Raw genomic sequence first — 18,793 nt, 5'->3', positions numbered from 1 at the left:
ATGCTTTGATCTTGTTTAGCTATGGTGTGATGCCACACATCAGGTTATCAAATTAATATGCGTACTTTTGTGGAATAATGAATAATTTGCAGAATATAGTTTTTAATTTATTGTCAAAATCAAAACAAAAATTTGATTTTCAACATATTCACTTATTTCTGTTGGGAGAACATGGTGGCGATGCTTTGCGAAATACATTAGCGGTCATACTGCCCGGTTTGATACTTTTTTATTTTGGGTTTCTGGATCAGGCGATCATGATTGGGTTAGGTGCATTGTTTGCTGCTCTCACCGATTTGCCAGGCAATCGTAAAGACAAAGTGCGGTCTTCGCTATGGACGATCCCATTGTTCGGAATCACGGCGTTTATCACCGCTAGTGCGATTGCCATTCCGATTGTACTAATCTTGTGGCTGATGATGGCAGCGTTCGTATTCACGATGATTTCCATCTACGGCGGTCGCTTCGCTGCGATGGGATTGATGGGGTTGATATTGGTGACGTTTACGGTCGGTCTTTGGCCGGCAGATCCGTTAACGTACGCACTGTACATCGCCTTGGGTGTATTTTGGTATTTTCTGATCAGCGTATTACAAGTGCTTTTATTTCCATATCGCTCCTTGCGGTACGCGATTGCAGATAGTTTTTACCGAATGGCTGTGATGCTAAAAAATAAAGCACAGTTCTATGATGAAAACGTGCCACTAGAGAAAGCTTACAAGGAGTTGGGAGCGTTGCATTTGCAAGTGAGTGAACAACAAGAGAACGTACGAAACCTGTTGCTTCGGGAAAAACGCTTGACCAATTCTTCCTCCGATATCAGTGAATATTGGATAAAACAGGGAGTGGGTGTAACCGACTTATATGAATTGTTAGCTGCATTGGATCATGATTACGATTCGATTCGAAAGCTATTGGCGCCTTTGCGCGTATTAGAATCTATTCGAGCCTTAATACTATTATTATCGGAAGAAGTGGATTTCCTATCTCGGGAAAGTGCGGGCAATCTGCCAGTGACTAAGCGCCATACAAAGGAAGCGGAAATAGCGCAAATCATGCGTAAATTATCCGCAGAATTCGAAACCCTATCTGGGGAAGAAGCACAAGTATTAGGGGCAACTATTCGCAATTCTCGCTCCATAATAGCGTGTATCGGCCGAATCCGATTGGTGCTAAATCGGCAAGATACGCAGCAAAGCGTATATGGTCAGTATAGTTACTCACGTTATATAGCACGTGCTCCCCGAGGTGTAAGTGCGCTGCGCAACCAGTTTTCCTTTCGTACAGCTGTATTTCCATTCGCTTTACGTTTGGCGCTGATGTTTGGCATTGGCGGCAGTATTGGATTGCTTTTGCCAGAGTATCATTATACGTATTGGATATTGATTACGTTGGTCGTAGTGGCCAGACCTGGATTTGCTAATACCAATATTCGGAATGCCCAGCGAATAATTGGAACGCTTGTCGGTGTTCTGTTAGGTTCGCTATTGTTATTATTGATATCGTCACCAGTGGTATTGCTATTGTTAGCTGTGTGCGGATTATTTGGTTTTTTCTTCTTCAATAGGATCAATTATATGCTGAGCGTGCTATGTTTAACGCCAGGAATTATTATAGCTCTGCATGTGTATGAAGGCAATATGGTCGATATATTGGGAAGCCGTATCGTTTTTACATTAATTGGAAGTTTATTAGCCTTGGCAGGATGGTTTTTCATTCCGGTACGGCAAAGCAAAAGTCTGAAAAAATTAGCGGCTGATGTGGTGGATAGAGCAGAGGAGTATCGCGAGTTGGTACAGCAAAAGATAAGTTGTGTAGATGTGGATGCCAATGATCTTCGGTTGGCTCGAAAGATGGCGCATGGTGCGCTAGCAGCATTCTCTTCGGCGATGGATCAGGTGCGTCGCGAACCAGGCGCAAAGCGCTGGAATTGGCGACGATTGTATACATTCCACTCTCTGGCATATCGCGCCAACTCGTTAATGATAGGGTTATCGGTCGCGGCTGCAGAAGTAGGCAACGAGCAGGATGCTATGGCATTGCTGCCGCGTACAGCTTTTGTTGACGCATTACATGCCGATCTTATGAAGCTGTCTACGGAATTGTAGAAATCTATCTCCTTGATAATCCGTATGATTGGTTTTTTTGTTCTATTTATTTAGATAAATAATTTTGAAAATCAGATTTTAGGCATATATTTGCACACGCAAACAAAAAGGAGAATTAGCTCAGCTGGTTCAGAGCACCTGCCTTACAAGCAGGGGGTCACTGGTTCGAACCCAGTATTCTCCACCAAAGTTAAAAAAGGAGGATTAGCTCAGCTGGTTCAGAGCACCTGCCTTACAAGCAGGGGGTCACTGGTTCGAACCCAGTATCCTCCACCCCAAAAAGCATCAAGAAATTGATGCTTTTTACGTTTACGTAAGGCACATATACTCCGCCGTGCTAAAAAATGAAAATCCTAAAATTTTATCAACATTTCAACTTTGTCTTTTTTGCCTCCTGTTTTAACTATGCAATAGTTTGTAAAAAAATTAAAAAGCCTTTGTTAATTAAATATTAAATTCAATATCTTTGGTGCGTCCTATGAATACCTATTTATGAATGCGGCGCAAACATTGGTAATGAAGAGTTTATGTTTTGGTAAAATGCAAACGGTTGCAGACATGTCCGTTCGTACTGGTAAAAGCATACCAAATGTCACCAAGGTTATTAATCAACTTACAGAGCTGGGTATTGTGCTCGAATGCGGTTATGCTATATCAAGCGGTGGCAGAAGACCGTTACAATATAGACTCAATTATCAAAACCTACCAAACATCCTTTCAGTATCCATAGACCAATATTACACTAGTATTGCGATCTACGATTTATCCTTCGATATTTTAGGGACTGTCAAGACGATTCGCAATCCGGTTGCAGCGGGTGATACGTGTATGGCTGAGATCAAAGCTATTATTGGGGAGGCATTGGAAGCGCATGTTGGTCAGCCGATTATGGCGATCGGATTGACTATTCCTGGATTTGTGGACTCAGCTACCGGACAAAATCATTCTTATGCGGCAAATCATCCTTTGTTTGATCTCTGTCAAACCATTCAAGATCACTTCGGCATCCAGACCTGGATGGAGAATGATTCGACCGCCATTGCTATTGCAGAGAAGAATTTTGGCGAAGCGCAGCGATCGCAAGATGTGTTGGTCGTAAACCTCAACTGGGGTGTAGGTTTGGGTATGATTATCCATGATCGACTTTTCAAAGGACATAGTGGCTATGCAGGCGAATTCAGCCATATTCCACTATCGGACGAAAATACCTTGTGTTCTTGTGGTAAAAGAGGTTGCCTCGAAGTAGAAGCATCGCTTACTGCTGCGGTAAAATCGGCTAGCATACGGTTGAGTGAAGGAGAGATTTCCTCCTTGCAAAGCATTTTTAGCGAACAAGGAAGTATCCACGGTGATCAATTGATGGATGCCGCAAATGAGGGCGATCAATTGGCGATGGAATCGCTCAATAAAATAGGTTTTATGCTAGGCAAGGGCGTAGCTACACTAATCCATATTATCAATCCTGAATATGTCGTCATATCCGGCCGCGGCGCGAAGGTGGGCCGCATATTACTACCGCAGATTCAGAGTGCTTTGATGAAGTACAGTATAGATCGCCTGTCCAAACATACCAGCTTATTGATTTCAGATTTAACTCAGGTACAATTACTCGGCGGGGCATGTGTGGCTTTGGAAAAAGCAAAATGGAACATCTAAATTCCTGTAAAAAACTAAATAACAATTAACCATAAATACAAACAACAAATGAGCAAATTTCACAACAAATGTTGCGTTCTACTGCTGTTGCTACTATCCGTATGCACCACAGTTACGTTCGCACAGCAAGCTGTCAACGGTCGCGTGACGGGGGCAGATGGTCCACTCTCGGGTGTGACGGTTAGTGTGGTGGGGACTAGTCGGGGAACCCAATCGGATACCGACGGAAAATACAGCATTAATGTAGCTGCAGGAGAAGTACTACGCTTTTCAATGATTGGCTTCGTATCGCAAGATTTCACCATTGGTACGAACCGCTCGATCAATGTCGTGCTAAGAGAAGAGGCAGGAGACGTTGGTGAGGTTGTGGTAACCGCAATGGGTATCAAACGAGAAGCAAAAGCATTGGGTTATGCCGCAAGTACGATTACTTCGAAAGAATTGACCCAAGCAGGTACAACCAACATTGGTTCTGCCTTATACGGTAAAGCGCCAGGTGTGCAGGTTAGTGCCGCTCCAGGAGGTGCATCTAGTGCGGTGAACATGCAAATTCGTGGTATCAATTCATTGAGCAACAATCGCCAGCCTTTATTTGTGGTAGACGGTGTCATGATCCGTAACGATCAGCAAGGTGGTGCGGCTGGTGTGAATAATACTGGTGGTATTACCAATCCAGGTGGACAGGCGATCTGGTCTGACAATAGAATCCGTGGTAATGGTATGTTGGATCTTAATCCAAACGATATCGAATCCATGACGATCTTGAAAGGTGCCAGCGCTACAGCTTTATACGGATCGGATGCGGCAAGTGGTGTAATCGTGATTACGACTAAAAAAGGCACTAAAGGTCGTGGATTGGGCATTGACTTTAATTACACGGGTTCTGTAGAATCGGCTGCTTTTCTACCACGCTTGCAATATGAGTATGGTCCAGGATATGATGCTGCGACTAATGTGCAAGCCGGTGCTAACGAAGAAGGTTGGATTACGAATAATCCTTCTTACCCAGGTGAGCGCCTGTTGAATTACAATGCTTGGGGACAATTTGGCCCTAAATATGACGGTGGAGATGTACGTTGGTGGGATGGTTCAGTACGTGCCTACTCGCCTAATAAAGGCAACTACGGTGATATCTTTCAGACAGGGCATAACAGTAACTTCAATGTAAGTATATCTGATCAAACAGAGAAGTTGAACTACCGTTTCTCAGCTACTAATATGGACTATAAAGCCATCGTGCCTGGAAGCAAGCAGAATAGAAGCACTTTCAACTTGAATAGTACTGTAAAAATGCATGAAGACTTGTCTTTGGATGTGGTTGCATCTTATATTTCTACAAAGACAAATAATCGTCCAGGATTGATGGGTGATGTATTAGCCTCTTACGGCGGATTTTTCAGTGGTGCGGAAGATGTTGCCAAAATGCGTGACCAATTGTACCGTACTTCAGATGGTTACAAATTCTCGACCGTCGGATCAAACCGTCCTGAAGAATTTCCTTTGGCTTTCCGTGGGGTAAACTTATTGAACTATTTCTGGCAACAAAATCGCAATGAGTACACGGAAAAAGAAGATCGTTTCCTGTCTAGTGCGACGATGAACTGGAAGATTATTGACAAGTTGAGTTTGAGAGGACGTCTTGGAACGGATGTGACTTCTTTGAACATCGAAAACAAAGAGCATAATGAGTATGCTACACGTTTCAATGGGACGAATAGTACTGGTAGATATGCTGTCAACAAAGGATTATACTCTATCGTATACGGAGATGCGTTATTAACGTATGCTGATAAAATCTCGGACGATGTAGATTTTAGCCTGAGTGGAGGTTTCCAATCTCGTATGGAAGACTACAATGATCAATCATCTAGCACAGAAGGTGGTTTGGTTACCGCGAACTGGTTTAGTTTGAGCAACACTTTTGCGCAAGCCACTACCACAAGTATTCGTAAGCAGCTGATTAAATATGCTTACTTCGGATTAGCAAACTTCAGCTACCGCAATTACCTATTCTTAGAGGCTACAGGTCGTCAAGAATACTCTTCTTCCTTGCCAGTAAAAAATAGCCCGTACCTATATGGGTCAGTAAACACTGGTTTTGTATTCACGGAAGCATTTGAAGCACCGGAATTCTTCAATTACGGTAAGTTGCGTGCTTCTTACGGTGTAGTGGGTAATGATGCAGCGATGTATGTTTCTAATATCGCTTACAAGCAGACGGCTCTTATCACAGGTTCTGGTCCAGTACCAGCATTGAATGTGAATGAGAACTATGGTAATTTTGAACTTAAGCCAGAGATGAAAACGGAGGTGGAGTTTGGTTTGGATTTGAAATTTCTGAATAGCCGTTTAGGCTTAGATGTATCTTATTACAACAATAAGATCAAAGATCAGATCATGCCATTGTCTAATGCTTACTCTACAGGAGCAGTTACGCAAATCGTAAACGTAGGTAATATCTCTAACCGGGGTTGGGAAGTTTCCTTGACAGGTACGCCGATTCGCAAAGAGCACTTCACATGGAATACACGTTTGAATTTCGCGAACAACCGTTCACGCTTAGACGAACTAACGACAGGAATACCTAGTCTAATCTTCTATGATGCGGATCAAAGCTCCATTCGTATGGAAGCGCGTCCGGGAGAAACTTTAGGAAATATCTATGTGTATCCACGCGCTACCAATGCAGATGGTCAATTGTTGATCTCTGATGAAGGTAACTACATCATAGACAAAAGTACGTATGTAAAAGCGGGTAACATTATGCCAAAAGCGATTGGTGGTTTGAGCAATACTTTTGCTTACAAAGACTTCGCTTTAGATTTTACTGCAGACTATCGTTTTGGTGGACAAATGATTTCGACGCCTCATAAATATGCGTACGGTGCAGGTCGTTTGGAGAGCACATTGGAATACCGCGAAACAGGAATCACACTAGACGGGGTGAATGAAAATACAGGTCAGCCAAATGATGTGAAATTGAGTGGTGCGGAGTATTACATGAACAATTTCTACTGGGGTAATGATGCTTGGAATGAAAAAGCAGCTGTATTGGACAATAACTTCATCAAATTACGTGAACTCGTTGTCAGCTATCGCCTACCTAGCGCATTCAGCGAGCGCTTGAAGATGAATAACCTACGCGTATCACTGATTGGACGTAACTTGTTCTACTTCTACAGATCGATCAAAGATATTGATCCAGAGTCACCTGTCGGAAACTACTGGTATTCTCAAGGTATAGATATCGGTTCTACCGCAGCCACTAGAAGTTTTGGCTTCTCATTAAATGCTAATTTCTAGGACATACAGCAGTTAAAAAAGGAAACAACATGAAAAAGTTAAGAAACATAATCTGTCTACTAGTTGCCGCGCTTTCTTTAACGGCAATGCAATCTTGTAAGACTGAGCTAGAGGATCGTTATCAAGATCCAGAACAAACGGACATTCCCAATATTCGGGCATTTATGACCCAGATATTAAACAATTCGCGCCTTCGTTCCGAGTATTGGCACTACCGTACTTTCGTATTGCCACATCACGCACGTTATACACAAACCACGTATTTCGCGAATAACAATACGATGTACCAACAATCAGATTCTTACACCAACGATTATTGGAGAGATTTCTATTCCCCAGGTATGTTGGGTGTATATCGTGCCATGGAGCGTACTTATGATGCCTTACCAGAAGCAGAGCGTGCAGAATATGATGCATTTATGCACGCGACACGTGTGATTGTCTACGGTCAAGCGGCGAAATTGGTCAACAACTTCGGTGATATTCCCTTCAGCGAAGCAGGAAGCTTGCCAGCAACTGACCAAATTGCTTTAGGTAAATTTGATGACCAGAAAGAATTGTACGATCAATTTATTACGGCATTTACCGAAGCGGCGGAGTACTTTAGAACATATCAGACAACTAATGATTTTGTGCGGGCGGATATTATTAATAGAGGAAATTCTGATAAATGGCGCAGATATGCCAATTCTTTGAGACTTCGTGCATTGATGCAAATCTCGAAATCGGATGAGGGAAGAGCTCGGACAGACATTATGACTATGCTGAACGCCCCAGAGATGTACCCATTAATAGATGGTACACAAACCTCACTTGAAGAAGGTGGTCGTCATGATGTATTGAACCAGAAATTGACAACCTATACATCTAGTTTATTAGATGCGGTGCGCGAGTTGAACAGTCATTATGCACCAGATTATATGCTGAATACCGTGTTGAAGACAGCTAATGATCCTCGTATGGATATGTTGTTTGGTAAATATGGAAAGACTGTACAAAACGTATTTACGCCAAATGCAGAGTTTCAGGCTTTGCCAATTACTACAACTGAGGCAGCTGCTGATGCAGAGTATAGTAATGCTGCATTGCGTCGTTATGCCATTGTGGATTCGACTACATCTTGGATTAATAGTAATCTTCCAGGTATATTGATGACGACTTCTGAGGTAAACTTCATCAAAGCTGAAGCGCAAGAACGCTGGGGTAGCACAGCATCGGCACAAACTGCCTATGAAACAGCCGTAGCGCAGTCAATAGATTTCTACTACTATTTGAACAACGCTTCGTCTAACACAGGGGCAAAGGTAGCCAGACCTTCTGCTGAAGCGGTTCAAGCTTTTATTAAAGACTCTAACATCGCTTACACAGGTGCTGCACAGGCAAAACTGCAATTGATCGGAACGCAAAAATGGTTGCATTTTGGTTGGTTGCAAGCAGAGCAAGCATGGGCAGACTACCGCAGAACAGGTTATCCCGTTTTGCCAGCGTTTCCAATTTCGAACTTAAATGGTTTCCAAAATCCTCCGCTACGTTTGTTGTACCCATCTAATGAGGTAACAAATAATAGTATGAATTACGAAGCCGTAAGATCAAAAGATACGCGCACTACCCGTATCTTCTGGGATATTGACTAATTGTCAACTCCTACCAAACAGTTAAAAATAAAATGGCTGCTTCCATATTGGAAGCAGCCATTTTTAGTATCGAATAGCTGCTTGAAGCAGCATCTATAAATCATTATAAAGATAGAATCTCTACAATTCGAGTTAGATTGGTATTCACCTGCTTAATGTGTTTGATTGCTTTTTCAAAAGGAGTGTATTCCACCTGTCCACAGATCAAGCCTGCCATTTCTCCACGACGACCTTCTAGCAATCCTTCTACCGCAGCCACGCCCAATCTACTGGCCAACACACGATCCATACAAGTTGGTTTACCACCGCGTTGGATATGGCCTAAGATGGATACGCGCACATCGTAATGAGGGAAGTTTTCTTTGATCTTGTCTGCAACGACTAAACCACCTTCTTTATCACCTTCGGCTACGATGATGATACGAGAAGACTTATTAGAACGAGATTTATCCAGACGCTTCATAATCGCGTCGTAATCTACATTTAGCTCTGGGATCAATACCGCTTCTGCTCCTGTGCTAATACCAGAACGTAGTGCGATCAGACCAGAATCTCGTCCCATCACTTCCACCACAAAAACACGATCATGAGATTCTGCCGTATCCCGAATTTTATCCACCGCATCTACGACCGTATTAATTGCCGTATCATATCCGATCGTAAAGTCTGTTCCGGCCAAATCATTGTCAATCGTGCCGGGCATACCGATGATTGGAATATCAAACTCTTCGATAAATTTGGAGGCTCCAGTAAATGTACCGTCACCACCGATTACTACTAAAGCATCTATTCCAAATGTTTTTAGATTCTCATACGCGCGCTGACGGCCTTCGTAGGTGCGAAATTCATCACTTCGTGCTGTTTTCAAAACCGTACCACCGCGCTGGATGATGTTGGCAACAGACTTCGCGTCCATTGCTTCGATTTCGTTATTTACAAGGCCATCGTATCCTCTACGCACCCCGTACATAGTCAAGCCATGGTAGATACCAGTTCGTATCACGGCGCGGATTCCCGCATTCATACCCGGAGAATCTCCTCCGGAAGTTAATACTGCTATATTTTTTATTTGACTCATCAAAAGTTGTTTGTTAGGTAATGAAAAGTAAGCAACCTACTTCTTCGCATTAAACGCATCAATACCACTTTGTAAGTAGGCGGTGTAACTACTGATGTCGTAGTCTGCGCCAGTTGGTGGTACCAACACATTTCCTTGTGTATCTACAATGACATACAAAGGCTGCGAATTGCTATTGAAGGTAGCTGCTTGAAAATCACTCCATTTATTACCTATTGTTTTTATTTTTTTACCACTATATGTAGAGGTATATTTCTCTTCTGCTGCTAGCTCGGTGCGGTCATCCACAAAAAGTTCGGCCATCACAAATTGTTCGCGCAAGATCTGCGCCACTTTAGGATCGGTCCATACGTTGGCTTCCATTTTTCTACAATTTACACAATTCCACCCAGTGAAGTCAATAAGAACTGGTTTGTTGGCCACTTTTGCGGCAGCCAAAGCTTCTTCATAATCATAGTACGGATCAAAACCTTTTGGTGTACCACGTTCGTGGAAGATCTCATAATATTTCTTCTTAGCAGAATCGGGTGATGATGCACTGTGTGCCTGACTAACACCGGTGCTCAAATCAAAATCTTGTGTAGCACTTGGCGGCAGGAATGCCGAAATTGATTTTAACGGTGCGCCCCATAATCCAGGCACCATATATACCACAAAAGCGAATACAATAACGGCAATAATGGTGCGAGGTACGGAAAGATGGCTCAAAGGGCTATCGTGCGAGAAGCGAATTTTGCCAATCAAGTACAAGCCCATCATGCTGAAGATCGCAATCCATAAAGACAAGAATACTTCGCGATCCAACCAGTTCCAGTGGTACGCTAAATCCACATTGGATAAGAATTTAAGCGCCAAAGCTAACTCTAAAAATGCCAATACAATCTTTACGCTATTTAGCCATCCGCCAGATTTTGGCATAGACTTCAACATTGAAGGGAATATCGCAAATAAAACGAATGGAATGGCCAATGCGATAGCAAAGCCCAACATTCCGATGGCTGGCCCAAGGCGTTCGCCTTTAGAAGCGGCCTCAACCAAAAGTGTACCGATAATAGGTCCTGTACACGAAAAAGAAACAACCGCTAAACTCGCGGCCATAAAGAATAGCCCGATAAAACCACCTTGATCTGACTTTGCATCGATCTTATTCACGAATGAGCTAGGCAATGTCAGCTCGAATGCGCCAAAAAATGATGCGGCGAAGAAGACGAGCAATAAGAAAAAGAAGAAGTTAAAGATACCGTTTGTGGACAAGGCGTTAAGCGCGTCGGAACCAAAAGTGACTGTGATCAACATCCCAAGCGCCACATAGATCGCGATAATGAATACCCCATATAAGAGCGCTTGCGAAATGGCAGCAGCCCGTGTTTTGGATTGTTTGGTGAAGAAACTAACTGTCAAAGGCACCATCGGAAAGATACAAGGCATGATGAAAGCCGCGAAGCCACCCAACAATCCCGCAATAAAAACGCCCCACAAAGATTGTTTTGCATCTTGGGTTTGCACTGCCTGCGCTTCATCTATTAATTGATCTTCATCAACAGTGGTATCTGCGCCATCCTCAAATTGTATGTCTGCAGGAACTTCTAATAATTCCGCTTCCTCCTCAGAAGCAGGCGATTCGGTAAATTCAATATCCTCGAAAGGAACTAATGTGTCCTGTGCCTTGGTGGCCAATGCACCAAATGATAAGCTAAACAGGAGCGTAATAATAGGTAGGTAAATTGCTACACGGTTCATATGCAAAATTGAAAACATCGTAAAAATAAAAAAAAGGCAGATAAGGCTGCCTTTTATATTCAGATATTTACCGAATGATTATTTTACGGTAACTGAAAAGCTGTATTCGTCTGGTGGCAAGCACTTTGTTTTGTCACACACCATAAACTCTACTGTGCCCGATACTTTCGTTGCTTTGTTACCATTTAATTTGATTTTCTGTTGGAATACCACCTCTTTATTATGGTAAGGTACATCCATTTTAAAAGTCTCTTCGTACTTTGATTGAGGCTTTGGCTCCATCGTTTTACCGTTCAAGGTGAAATCATTGGATTTCGCAAAGGTGAAGCTGGTAGCTATTGGGCCACCGCTAGGTACCGAAGTACTGTAGATATGCCATCCGTTTTCGATCGTAGCTTTGATAAATACGACCGCTTCGTTGTTATTCAATTTCTTCGTTGCTACCGTCCATTTTACAGGATTGTGTATCTGTGCAAAAGCGCCTGAAAGCGCAAAAAATACAAGGGTGAATGCTAATAATGCTTTTTTCATACGTATTGTTCTGTTAAGCGGCTTGTGTTGCCATATCATTTAAGACCACGAAATAATAAATGGGTTTAATGATAAGCCAAATATAGGAAATAAAATCACCTTAATAAGGTAACTTCTTTGAAGTAATAGGGCTTCATTACAGTGCCATGATCAATATGTAACATGCCGCGCTTATCCACATGTGATATGCTGCCTTCAAAGACTTCACCATTCGCCTCGAACAGCGTCAATTGGCCTTTGCGATAAAGCAACTCGTTGTACGCCGACAACATCTGCTCCGGCTCAGACCAATAGTTGGCGTACTTCTGCTGAATAATAGAAATGATGTCGGCGCAGTGCGCCTCCATCGGACGCTCTGTCAAACCGGGTACTTCCAAGAATAGTGAAGTTGCTTTTTGTGCGATATCTTTGGGGAATTCCCGCTGGCCGATATTTACACCTATTCCCACAATACTGTATCGAATTTCCTGGCCTTTAATCGTGTTCTCAATTAGCACGCCGCACGCTTTCTTGTCCCCCAACATCATGTCATTGGGCCATTTGATTCGGCAGTGATCCGTGTATTGGCTAAACCATTCGTGTAGACTAAGGCTAATCAATGTTTGAATCGCAAAAACATCATCCACCACTAATTGTTTAGGAAACAAAATGAAACTAAATGTCAGACTTTCACCTTTGGCGCTATGAAATGAATTGTCACGTTGCCCGCGGCCTTTGGATTGATGCCTTGCCATAATGGCAGTAAAGTTGTCGCATGGCTTGAAATTTGAAGCTTCTGCTTTTAGGAAGTCATTCGTAGATGCAACTTCATCTACGATAATTATGTTCTGACCGGCGAAATCTCCCGAAAATGTGTTATTTTGCAAAGGAATAAAGATGAGTGACTCACACCAAAAATAGAATATTTTTTAATGAGTAAAGACAAAAAGTTATTGTCATCAGAAAATCTGGCAGAGATAGTCGTGTTGGGGATGCAGGAGAAAAAGGGAAATGAGATTGTGCGTTTGGATATGCGTGAAGTGAATGGATCTGTTTCGGATTATTTTGTGATTTGCCATGCCGACTCCAATGTACAGGTCAATGCTATCGCCAACAGTGTCGAGCAGGAAGTATATAAAGCTTTAGGCCAAGACCCGTGGCATAAAGAAGGCCAAGGAAATGGCGAATGGATTTTGTTGGATTTTATCGATGTGGTGGTGCATATTTTCAAAACGGAAAAACGTAACCATTATGGAATCGAAGATCTTTGGGGTGATGCCGTCACCCAAGCCTATCAGAGTGCCTAACGAGACGAATGTCTCATCTATCAATGTAGAAAATGAAGAAAATACCAAATAAAAAGATTACTCCGGTGCCACCAAGATTCAGTATGATCTGGATATGGATTGCCATGATTATTGGTTTTATAGGCTTACAGTATTTCTTCCGTTCCGAGCCTTCGAAGCGGATCACTTATAGAGAGTTTGAAACGAAAATGTTGATTCCGGGTGATGTCGATCGCTTGGTAGCCTACAAGAATAATGATCTTCTGGAAGTAGAAGTCTATATCAAAAAAGACAAGCTAAAAGAAGATGACAAATACAAAGACGTGGCGCCGAGAGACAATGCATTAGCCCTGTCTCCAAATGTAGGTCCGCAATATTTGTTTACCGAACCTTCTGCCGAGATATTAGAATCCAAGTTAAAGGTGTCACAAGATAGCTTAGCTGCCGATCATGCTGAAGTATCGGTCAACTATGAAGACCGTTCCAATCCTTGGGCGGGTTGGTTAGTATCTTTCATCTTGCCATTGGTTATTTTGGTCGCACTCTGGATGTTCTTGATGCGTCGGATGAGTGGCGGCGGTGCTGGCGGTGGCGGACAGCTGTTTAACATCGGTAAATCCAAAGCGCAGCTTTTTGATAAAGAATCGCAGATCAACATCACCTTTAATGATGTAGCTGGCTTAGAAGAAGCAAAAACGGAAGTGATGGAAATCGTAGATTTCCTGAAAAATCCGAAAAAATATACCGATCTAGGTGGTAAAATTCCGAAAGGAGCGTTGCTTGTAGGCCCTCCGGGAACAGGTAAAACTCTATTGGCTAAAGCAGTTGCTGGTGAAGCGCAAGTGCCATTCTTCTCGCTTTCGGGTTCCGACTTCGTCGAAATGTTTGTTGGTGTGGGTGCGTCGCGTGTGCGTGACTTATTCAAGCAAGCGAAAGAAAAAGCACCGTGTATTATCTTCATTGATGAGATTGACGCGATCGGTCGTGCTCGTGGTAAAAACTCCGTAATGGGTGGTAATGATGAGCGTGAAAACACCTTGAACCAACTTCTGGTCGAGATGGATGGTTTTGGTACCAATGTCGGCGTTATTATCTTGGCTGCGACAAATAGACTGGACGTATTAGATCAGGCATTACTGCGTCCAGGACGTTTTGACCGTCAAATCTCCATTGATAAACCAGATTTAATCGGTCGTGAGCATATCTTCAAAGTACACTTGAAGCCGTTGAAATTGGCGGAAGAAGTTGATGCGAAAAAGCTTTCTGCACAAACACCAGGTTTTGCGGGTGCCGAGATCGCCAACGTATGTAATGAAGCAGCTTTGATCGCGGCACGTAAAAATAAGCCAGCGATTGATATGCAAGATTTTCAAGATGCGATCGATCGCGTGATTGGTGGTTTAGAAAAGAAAAATAAAATCATCTCTCCAGAAGAGAAGAAGATTGTGGCTTACCACGAGGCGGGTCACGCTATTGCAGGCTGGTTTTTGGAGCATGCCGATCCGTTGGTGAAAGTATCCATAGTACCACGTGGTGTTGCCGCATTAGGCTATGCGCAATATTTGCCAAAAGAGCAGTTCTTGTATACAACGGAACAATTAGTAGATAGTATGTCCATGACTTTAGGTGGTCGTGTAGCAGAAGATATCACGTTTGGAAGAATCAGTACGGGTGCACAAAACGATTTAGAGCGTATTACCCAATTGGCTTATGCAATGGTTGCTGTATATGGTATGAATGATAAAGTGGGCAATGTGTCTTTCCGAGATGCATCTGGCGACGCACAATTCCAGAAACCATATTCTGATCAGACGGCCGAATTAATTGACGTCGAGGTGCGCACCATTATCTCGACGGTATACGAGCGCACGCGTCAATTGCTGTTGGATAAGCAAGAAGGCTTAGTGGCAGTTGCTGAGAAATTGTTAGAAAAGGAGATCTTATTCCAATCCGATTTAGAAGAATTATTAGGGAAAAGACCTTTTGCGAACAAAACTACCTACGAAGAATTTGTGAATGGCGGAGTAGACGGTGGTGGCGTGCCACAGACCGACTTGCAGCTTCCGCCAATTCAGGATGACATAGTGGAAGGCGATCAACCTGAAACTAGTGATTCTGTAAAAGAATAGAAGTATAAAAAACGTTCACATATAAAATGGAAGGTGCAGCCGAATAACTTTGCTGCACCTTTTTTACTATGAATATCCGAAACACCACCGCCAAAGAAAAGATGCTGAAACAAATCAGACAAGCATTGCTCCATAAACGGGACAATCCATACCCTGATTTTGAAGATACGCCTTTGTACGCCGATGAAGAAGAAGCATTGGATGTCACTTTTGCGCATGAATTTACGGCAGCAGGTGGGCACTTCATCTACTGTGATGGCGAGGTAGATCTGATCGAAAACTTGGTCGTGCTAGTTGAGAAGTTGCAGTTAACTAAGATTGCCGTTTGGGAGCCGCAGCTGCAAAGTTTGTTGGATCAGTATGGTTTTCCGTGCTTGCGCTCTGATCAAGATTTAGATCAAGTGGAAATCGGTATTACCTCTTGCGAATCGCTGATCGCCAGAACGGGTAGCGTATTGCTATCAAATGCTAGCCCTTCGGGTCGTAGGTTGAGCATATTTGCGCCAGTGCACATCGTTTTTGCCACGGCTTCACAGTTGGTGATGGATCTCAAGCACGCCTACAAAAAAGTGCAAGATCGTTATCCGAATGAAATACCTTCGATGCTCACTACGATTACGGGACCAAGTGCCAGCAATGCGATCGGTTATACTGCTATGGATGGAGGGCACGGCCCTGAGCAGTGCTATGTTTTTTTGACAGAAGATAGATTTTAAAAATATGTTATCAGATTATATCATCAACACGCCTGTTGCGAGCATTATCTTTGCGCTTACCGTTGGTTTGAGTATTTATGCGTTTTCAAATCCACAAATATATGGGCGGATGATGTTGCATCCTTATACCGTATATCGCGATCGCAGCAAGTGGCCAATGGTAATTACTAGTGGGCTGATTCACAAAGATTGGACGCATCTGATCTTCAATATGCTAACTTTTTACTTCTTTGGCTTTGCATTGGAAAGCCTTTTAGTTGTGCAAAGTGGCCCTATCGGACACATCTATTTTGCAGGTTTATACGTAGTGGCGTTAGTTCTAAGCGATATCCCTACGATCATGCAGCAAAAGGACAATTATAACTACCATAGCTTAGGTGCTTCTGGAGCTATTAGTGCCGTGTTATTTAGTTTTATCCTTTTCTATCCGCGCACCATGCTTTACCTGTTTATGGCTATTCCGATTCCCGCTTTTGTGTTCGGCTTTCTGTATTTAGGTTATTGCATCTGGGCTTCCAAAAATGCACGTGATGGCATCAATCACGATGCGCATCTCTACGGCGCATTAACGGGAATACTGGTCACCTTGTTATTGTACCCTTGGATTTTCAGGCATTTTGCCGAGCAATTCGGTTTTTAGTTCGCCCAATTCGCTTTATCTAAGCTTCGGTATTGGATCGCTTCTGCAATGTGCTGCACTTGGATATCATCACTGGCATCCATATCTGCGATCGTACGTGCCACTTTCAAAATGCGATCATATGCTCGCGCAGACAACCCCAAGCGTTCCATGGCAGATTTGAGTAACTGTTGACTACTTTCATCTAATCGACACATCTTACGTACTAATGCTGGACTCATCTGCGCATTGCTGTATGTGTTCTGATGTTTGGTAAACCGCATAGCTTGTCTTTCTCTAGCCAATACGACACGTTGGCGAACGGCTGTACTTTTCTCACTAGTTTTTTGCGCGCTCAGCTCTTTGAAAGCAACGGGCGTTACCTCGACGTGAAGGTCAATCCGATCCATGAGTGGGCCAGACACCTTGCTCAAATACCGTTGTACGGTTTGGCTGCTGCACGTGCAACTTTTCTCTGGATGATTATAATAGCCGCAAGGGCAGGGGTTCATTGAAGCGATGAGCATAAAGCTCGCAGGATAATCCACGGTAAATTTTGCGCGAGAGATCGTGATGTTGCGCGCTTCCAGCGGTTGCCGCATCACCTCCAGTACGTTGCGTTTGAATTCGGGCAATTCATCTAAAAATAGCACACCATTATGCGCCAAAGATATCTCGCCAGGTTGAGGGTTGGTGCCTCCGCCAACCAGTGCAATATTGGATATGGTATGGTGTGGTGCTCGGAATGGCCGAATGGTCAGGATCGCATCTTTGGTATTTAATTGTCCTGCTACAGAATGAATCTTGGTAGTTTCCAACGATTCTTCCAATGTGAGTGGCGGCAAAATGGTCGACAATCGTTTTGCCAACATGGTTTTGCCGGCTCCCGGTGGGCCGATGAGAATGAGATTGTGTCCGCCAGCTGCCGCAATTTCCATCGCTCTTTTGATATTCTCTTGTCCTTGCACGTCGGCAAAATCCACCTCGTGTGCGTCCAATTGCTTTGCGAACTGCGCTTGAATATCAATTTGTAAAGGCGGGATTTTCTCCTTTTCCTCCAAATGATGGATGACCTGACGCAGGTGTTTTACGCCAAACACTTCCAGTCCGTCGACCACAGCAGCTTCAGGAGCATTGGCTTCAGGAAGAATAAGTCCGCGAAATCCATCTTTCTTGGCTTGCAAGGCAATCGGTAAAGCACCGCGAATCGCCTGAAGCGAGCCATCTAAGGATAATTCGCCGATAATGATGTATTCGTGGAGATTGATAGGTCGTATTTGATTCGATGCAGCAAGAATCGCTACCGCAATAGAAAGATCGTAAGACGAACCTTCCTTCCTGATATCGGCTGGAAATAGATTAATAACGATCTTTTGCCGAGGCATGCGAAAGCCTACGGCCATGATCGCACTTTCAACACGCTGTAAACTTTCCCGTACAGCGTTATCGGGTAAACCGACAATATAGTATTTCGTGCCTGTGGTTATATTTACTTCGACCCCAATAGCAGTAGCATCAATGCCATAACAGGAGCTTGCGTGCGTTTTTACGAGCATAATTCGGTATATTTATAGGACAGCATTGTTTAGAGTTAATAAAGATAGTATTGTTTGTTTAGATAAAATAATTTTCTTAAAACAATATGTTGAGGTTTTGGATTCAATTAATACAAACACTTTGTATTCTTTGGTGTTATTTTAGTAAGTCAATCATCACAATTGTCACATTTTAATATTTTTACACATGAATTATAGCGGAAAAGTTTTAACAGCATTGTTAACAGGTTTGGCAGCAGGAACAGTATTAGGTGTATTATTTGCACCGGAAAAAGGATCAGAGACTCGTGACAAGCTTAATGAATCGCTAGCAGATTTGGGTGATGCCATTAAAGAACGCGCGGAAGAACAATTGGATCAATTAAGTGATCTACGCGAAAAGCTAGTTGCTTCATTGAAATCGAAAGCAGCAAGAGCAGAAGCGGTGATCGACGAAGAGATCGAAGAGCACGCGTAAC

The 18,793-nt window shown here is 43.1% G+C and carries 14 protein-coding genes and 2 tRNA genes; 11 read left to right on the top strand and 5 right to left on the bottom strand.

The annotated features are described in order from the left end of the window. The first annotated feature begins 110 nt into the window (after window positions 1–110). The 6 genes from DC487_RS07185 (at window position 111) to DC487_RS07160 (ending at window position 8,701) form a co-directional block, all read left to right on the top strand. Window positions 111–2,108, top strand: coding sequence for an FUSC family protein (locus DC487_RS07185; protein WP_165799042.1), 1,998 nt, complete (start codon window positions 111–113; stop codon window positions 2,106–2,108). A gap of 109 nt (window positions 2,109–2,217) precedes the next feature. Next, a tRNA-Val gene (locus DC487_RS07180) sits at window positions 2,218–2,295 on the top strand. 11 nt (window positions 2,296–2,306) lie between these two features. Beyond that, window positions 2,307–2,381, top strand: a tRNA-Val gene (locus DC487_RS07175). A gap of 243 nt (window positions 2,382–2,624) precedes the next feature. After that, entirely contained in the window at window positions 2,625–3,764 is a 1,140-nt protein-coding gene (locus tag DC487_RS07170) for an ROK family protein (RefSeq protein ID WP_165799041.1), read from the top strand. A gap of 48 nt (window positions 3,765–3,812) precedes the next feature. After that, window positions 3,813–7,067, top strand: a complete 3,255-nt coding sequence (locus tag DC487_RS07165) for a SusC/RagA family TonB-linked outer membrane protein (RefSeq protein WP_116775283.1) — start codon at window positions 3,813–3,815, stop codon at window positions 7,065–7,067. A 29-nt stretch (window positions 7,068–7,096) separates the two neighbouring features. Then, window positions 7,097–8,701: a SusD/RagB family nutrient-binding outer membrane lipoprotein gene (locus tag DC487_RS07160; RefSeq protein ID WP_116775282.1), complete on the top strand. Its 1,605-nt coding sequence runs from the start codon at window positions 7,097–7,099 to the stop codon at window positions 8,699–8,701. A gap of 103 nt (window positions 8,702–8,804) precedes the next feature. Here the strand turns inward: DC487_RS07160 and pfkA are convergent, their stop codons facing one another. The 4 genes from pfkA to DC487_RS07140 form a co-directional block, all read right to left on the bottom strand. After that, on the bottom strand, window positions 8,805–9,779 hold the full coding sequence (pfkA, locus tag DC487_RS07155) for a 6-phosphofructokinase (protein WP_116775281.1): 975 nt from the start codon (window positions 9,777–9,779) through the stop codon (window positions 8,805–8,807). Window positions 9,780–9,815: 36 nt separating this feature from the next. Next, window positions 9,816–11,519 carry a protein-disulfide reductase DsbD family protein gene (locus tag DC487_RS07150; protein WP_116775280.1) on the bottom strand — a complete coding sequence of 568 codons (1,704 nt, stop codon included), beginning with the start codon at window positions 11,517–11,519 and terminating at the stop codon, window positions 9,816–9,818. Between the two features lie 78 nt (window positions 11,520–11,597). Then, window positions 11,598–12,050, bottom strand: a complete 453-nt coding sequence (locus tag DC487_RS07145; RefSeq protein ID WP_116775279.1) for a protein-disulfide reductase DsbD domain-containing protein — start codon at window positions 12,048–12,050, stop codon at window positions 11,598–11,600. 95 nt (window positions 12,051–12,145) lie between these two features. Beyond that, window positions 12,146–12,916 carry a biotin--[acetyl-CoA-carboxylase] ligase gene (locus tag DC487_RS07140; RefSeq protein ID WP_165799040.1) on the bottom strand — a complete coding sequence of 257 codons (771 nt, stop codon included), beginning with the start codon at window positions 12,914–12,916 and terminating at the stop codon, window positions 12,146–12,148. A gap of 45 nt (window positions 12,917–12,961) precedes the next feature. Between DC487_RS07140 and rsfS the strand changes: the two genes are divergently transcribed. From rsfS to DC487_RS07120, 4 genes are all read left to right on the top strand, one after another. Then, the gene (rsfS, locus tag DC487_RS07135; protein WP_116775277.1) at window positions 12,962–13,336 is read left to right on the top strand and encodes a ribosome silencing factor; all 375 of its coding nucleotides are present in this window, start codon (window positions 12,962–12,964) and stop codon (window positions 13,334–13,336) included. A gap of 32 nt (window positions 13,337–13,368) precedes the next feature. Next, a complete protein-coding gene (gene ftsH / locus DC487_RS07130; protein ID WP_116775276.1) occupies window positions 13,369–15,444 on the top strand; it encodes an ATP-dependent zinc metalloprotease FtsH in 2,076 nt (691 codons plus the stop codon). Window positions 15,445–15,512: 68 nt separating this feature from the next. Further along, window positions 15,513–16,160, top strand: a complete 648-nt coding sequence (locus tag DC487_RS07125; protein ID WP_116775275.1) for a LutC/YkgG family protein — start codon at window positions 15,513–15,515, stop codon at window positions 16,158–16,160. A 4-nt stretch (window positions 16,161–16,164) separates the two neighbouring features. Further along, complete coding sequence (locus DC487_RS07120; protein WP_116775274.1) at window positions 16,165–16,800, top strand: rhomboid family intramembrane serine protease; 636 nt, start codon at window positions 16,165–16,167, stop codon at window positions 16,798–16,800. Here the strand turns inward: DC487_RS07120 and DC487_RS07115 are convergent. Then, on the bottom strand, window positions 16,797–18,335 hold the full coding sequence (locus DC487_RS07115; protein WP_116775273.1) for a YifB family Mg chelatase-like AAA ATPase: 1,539 nt from the start codon (window positions 18,333–18,335) through the stop codon (window positions 16,797–16,799). The genes DC487_RS07120 and DC487_RS07115 overlap by 4 nt on opposite strands. Before the next feature lie 187 nt (window positions 18,336–18,522). Here DC487_RS07115 and DC487_RS07110 point away from each other — a divergent pair, with 187 nt between their 5' ends. Further along, window positions 18,523–18,792, top strand: a complete 270-nt coding sequence (locus DC487_RS07110; RefSeq protein ID WP_116775272.1) for a YtxH domain-containing protein — start codon at window positions 18,523–18,525, stop codon at window positions 18,790–18,792. The last annotated feature ends 1 nt before the right edge of the window (window position 18,793 follow it).

This window comes from Sphingobacterium corticibacter (assembly GCF_003076635.1).
Lineage (GTDB): Bacteria > Bacteroidota > Bacteroidia > Sphingobacteriales > Sphingobacteriaceae > Sphingobacterium > Sphingobacterium corticibacter.
Note: the sequence above shows the minus strand (reverse complement) of the source record. Positions and strands in the feature narration are given on the sequence as shown.

Bases quoted from the DNA above. Each gene is read 5' to 3' on its own strand.
- DC487_RS07150 (WP_116775280.1), bottom strand. From the start codon at position 11,519: ATGAACCGTGTAGCAATTTACCTACCTATTATTACGCTCCTGTTTAGC.
- DC487_RS07165 (WP_116775283.1), top strand. From the start codon at position 3,813: ATGAGCAAATTTCACAACAAATGTTGCGTTCTACTGCTGTTGCTACTA.
- pfkA (WP_116775281.1), bottom strand. From the start codon at position 9,779: ATGAGTCAAATAAAAAATATAGCAGTATTAACTTCCGGAGGAGATTCT.
- DC487_RS07145 (WP_116775279.1), bottom strand. From the start codon at position 12,050: ATGAAAAAAGCATTATTAGCATTCACCCTTGTATTTTTTGCGCTTTCA.
- DC487_RS07160 (WP_116775282.1), top strand. From the start codon at position 7,097: ATGAAAAAGTTAAGAAACATAATCTGTCTACTAGTTGCCGCGCTTTCT.
- rsfS (WP_116775277.1), top strand. From the start codon at position 12,962: ATGAGTAAAGACAAAAAGTTATTGTCATCAGAAAATCTGGCAGAGATA.
- DC487_RS07110 (WP_116775272.1), top strand. From the start codon at position 18,523: ATGAATTATAGCGGAAAAGTTTTAACAGCATTGTTAACAGGTTTGGCA.
- DC487_RS07170 (WP_165799041.1), top strand. From the start codon at position 2,625: ATGAAGAGTTTATGTTTTGGTAAAATGCAAACGGTTGCAGACATGTCC.
- DC487_RS07125 (WP_116775275.1), top strand. From the start codon at position 15,513: ATGAATATCCGAAACACCACCGCCAAAGAAAAGATGCTGAAACAAATC.
- ftsH (WP_116775276.1), top strand. From the start codon at position 13,369: ATGAAGAAAATACCAAATAAAAAGATTACTCCGGTGCCACCAAGATTC.
- DC487_RS07120 (WP_116775274.1), top strand. From the start codon at position 16,165: ATGTTATCAGATTATATCATCAACACGCCTGTTGCGAGCATTATCTTT.
- DC487_RS07115 (WP_116775273.1), bottom strand. From the start codon at position 18,335: ATGCTCGTAAAAACGCACGCAAGCTCCTGTTATGGCATTGATGCTACT.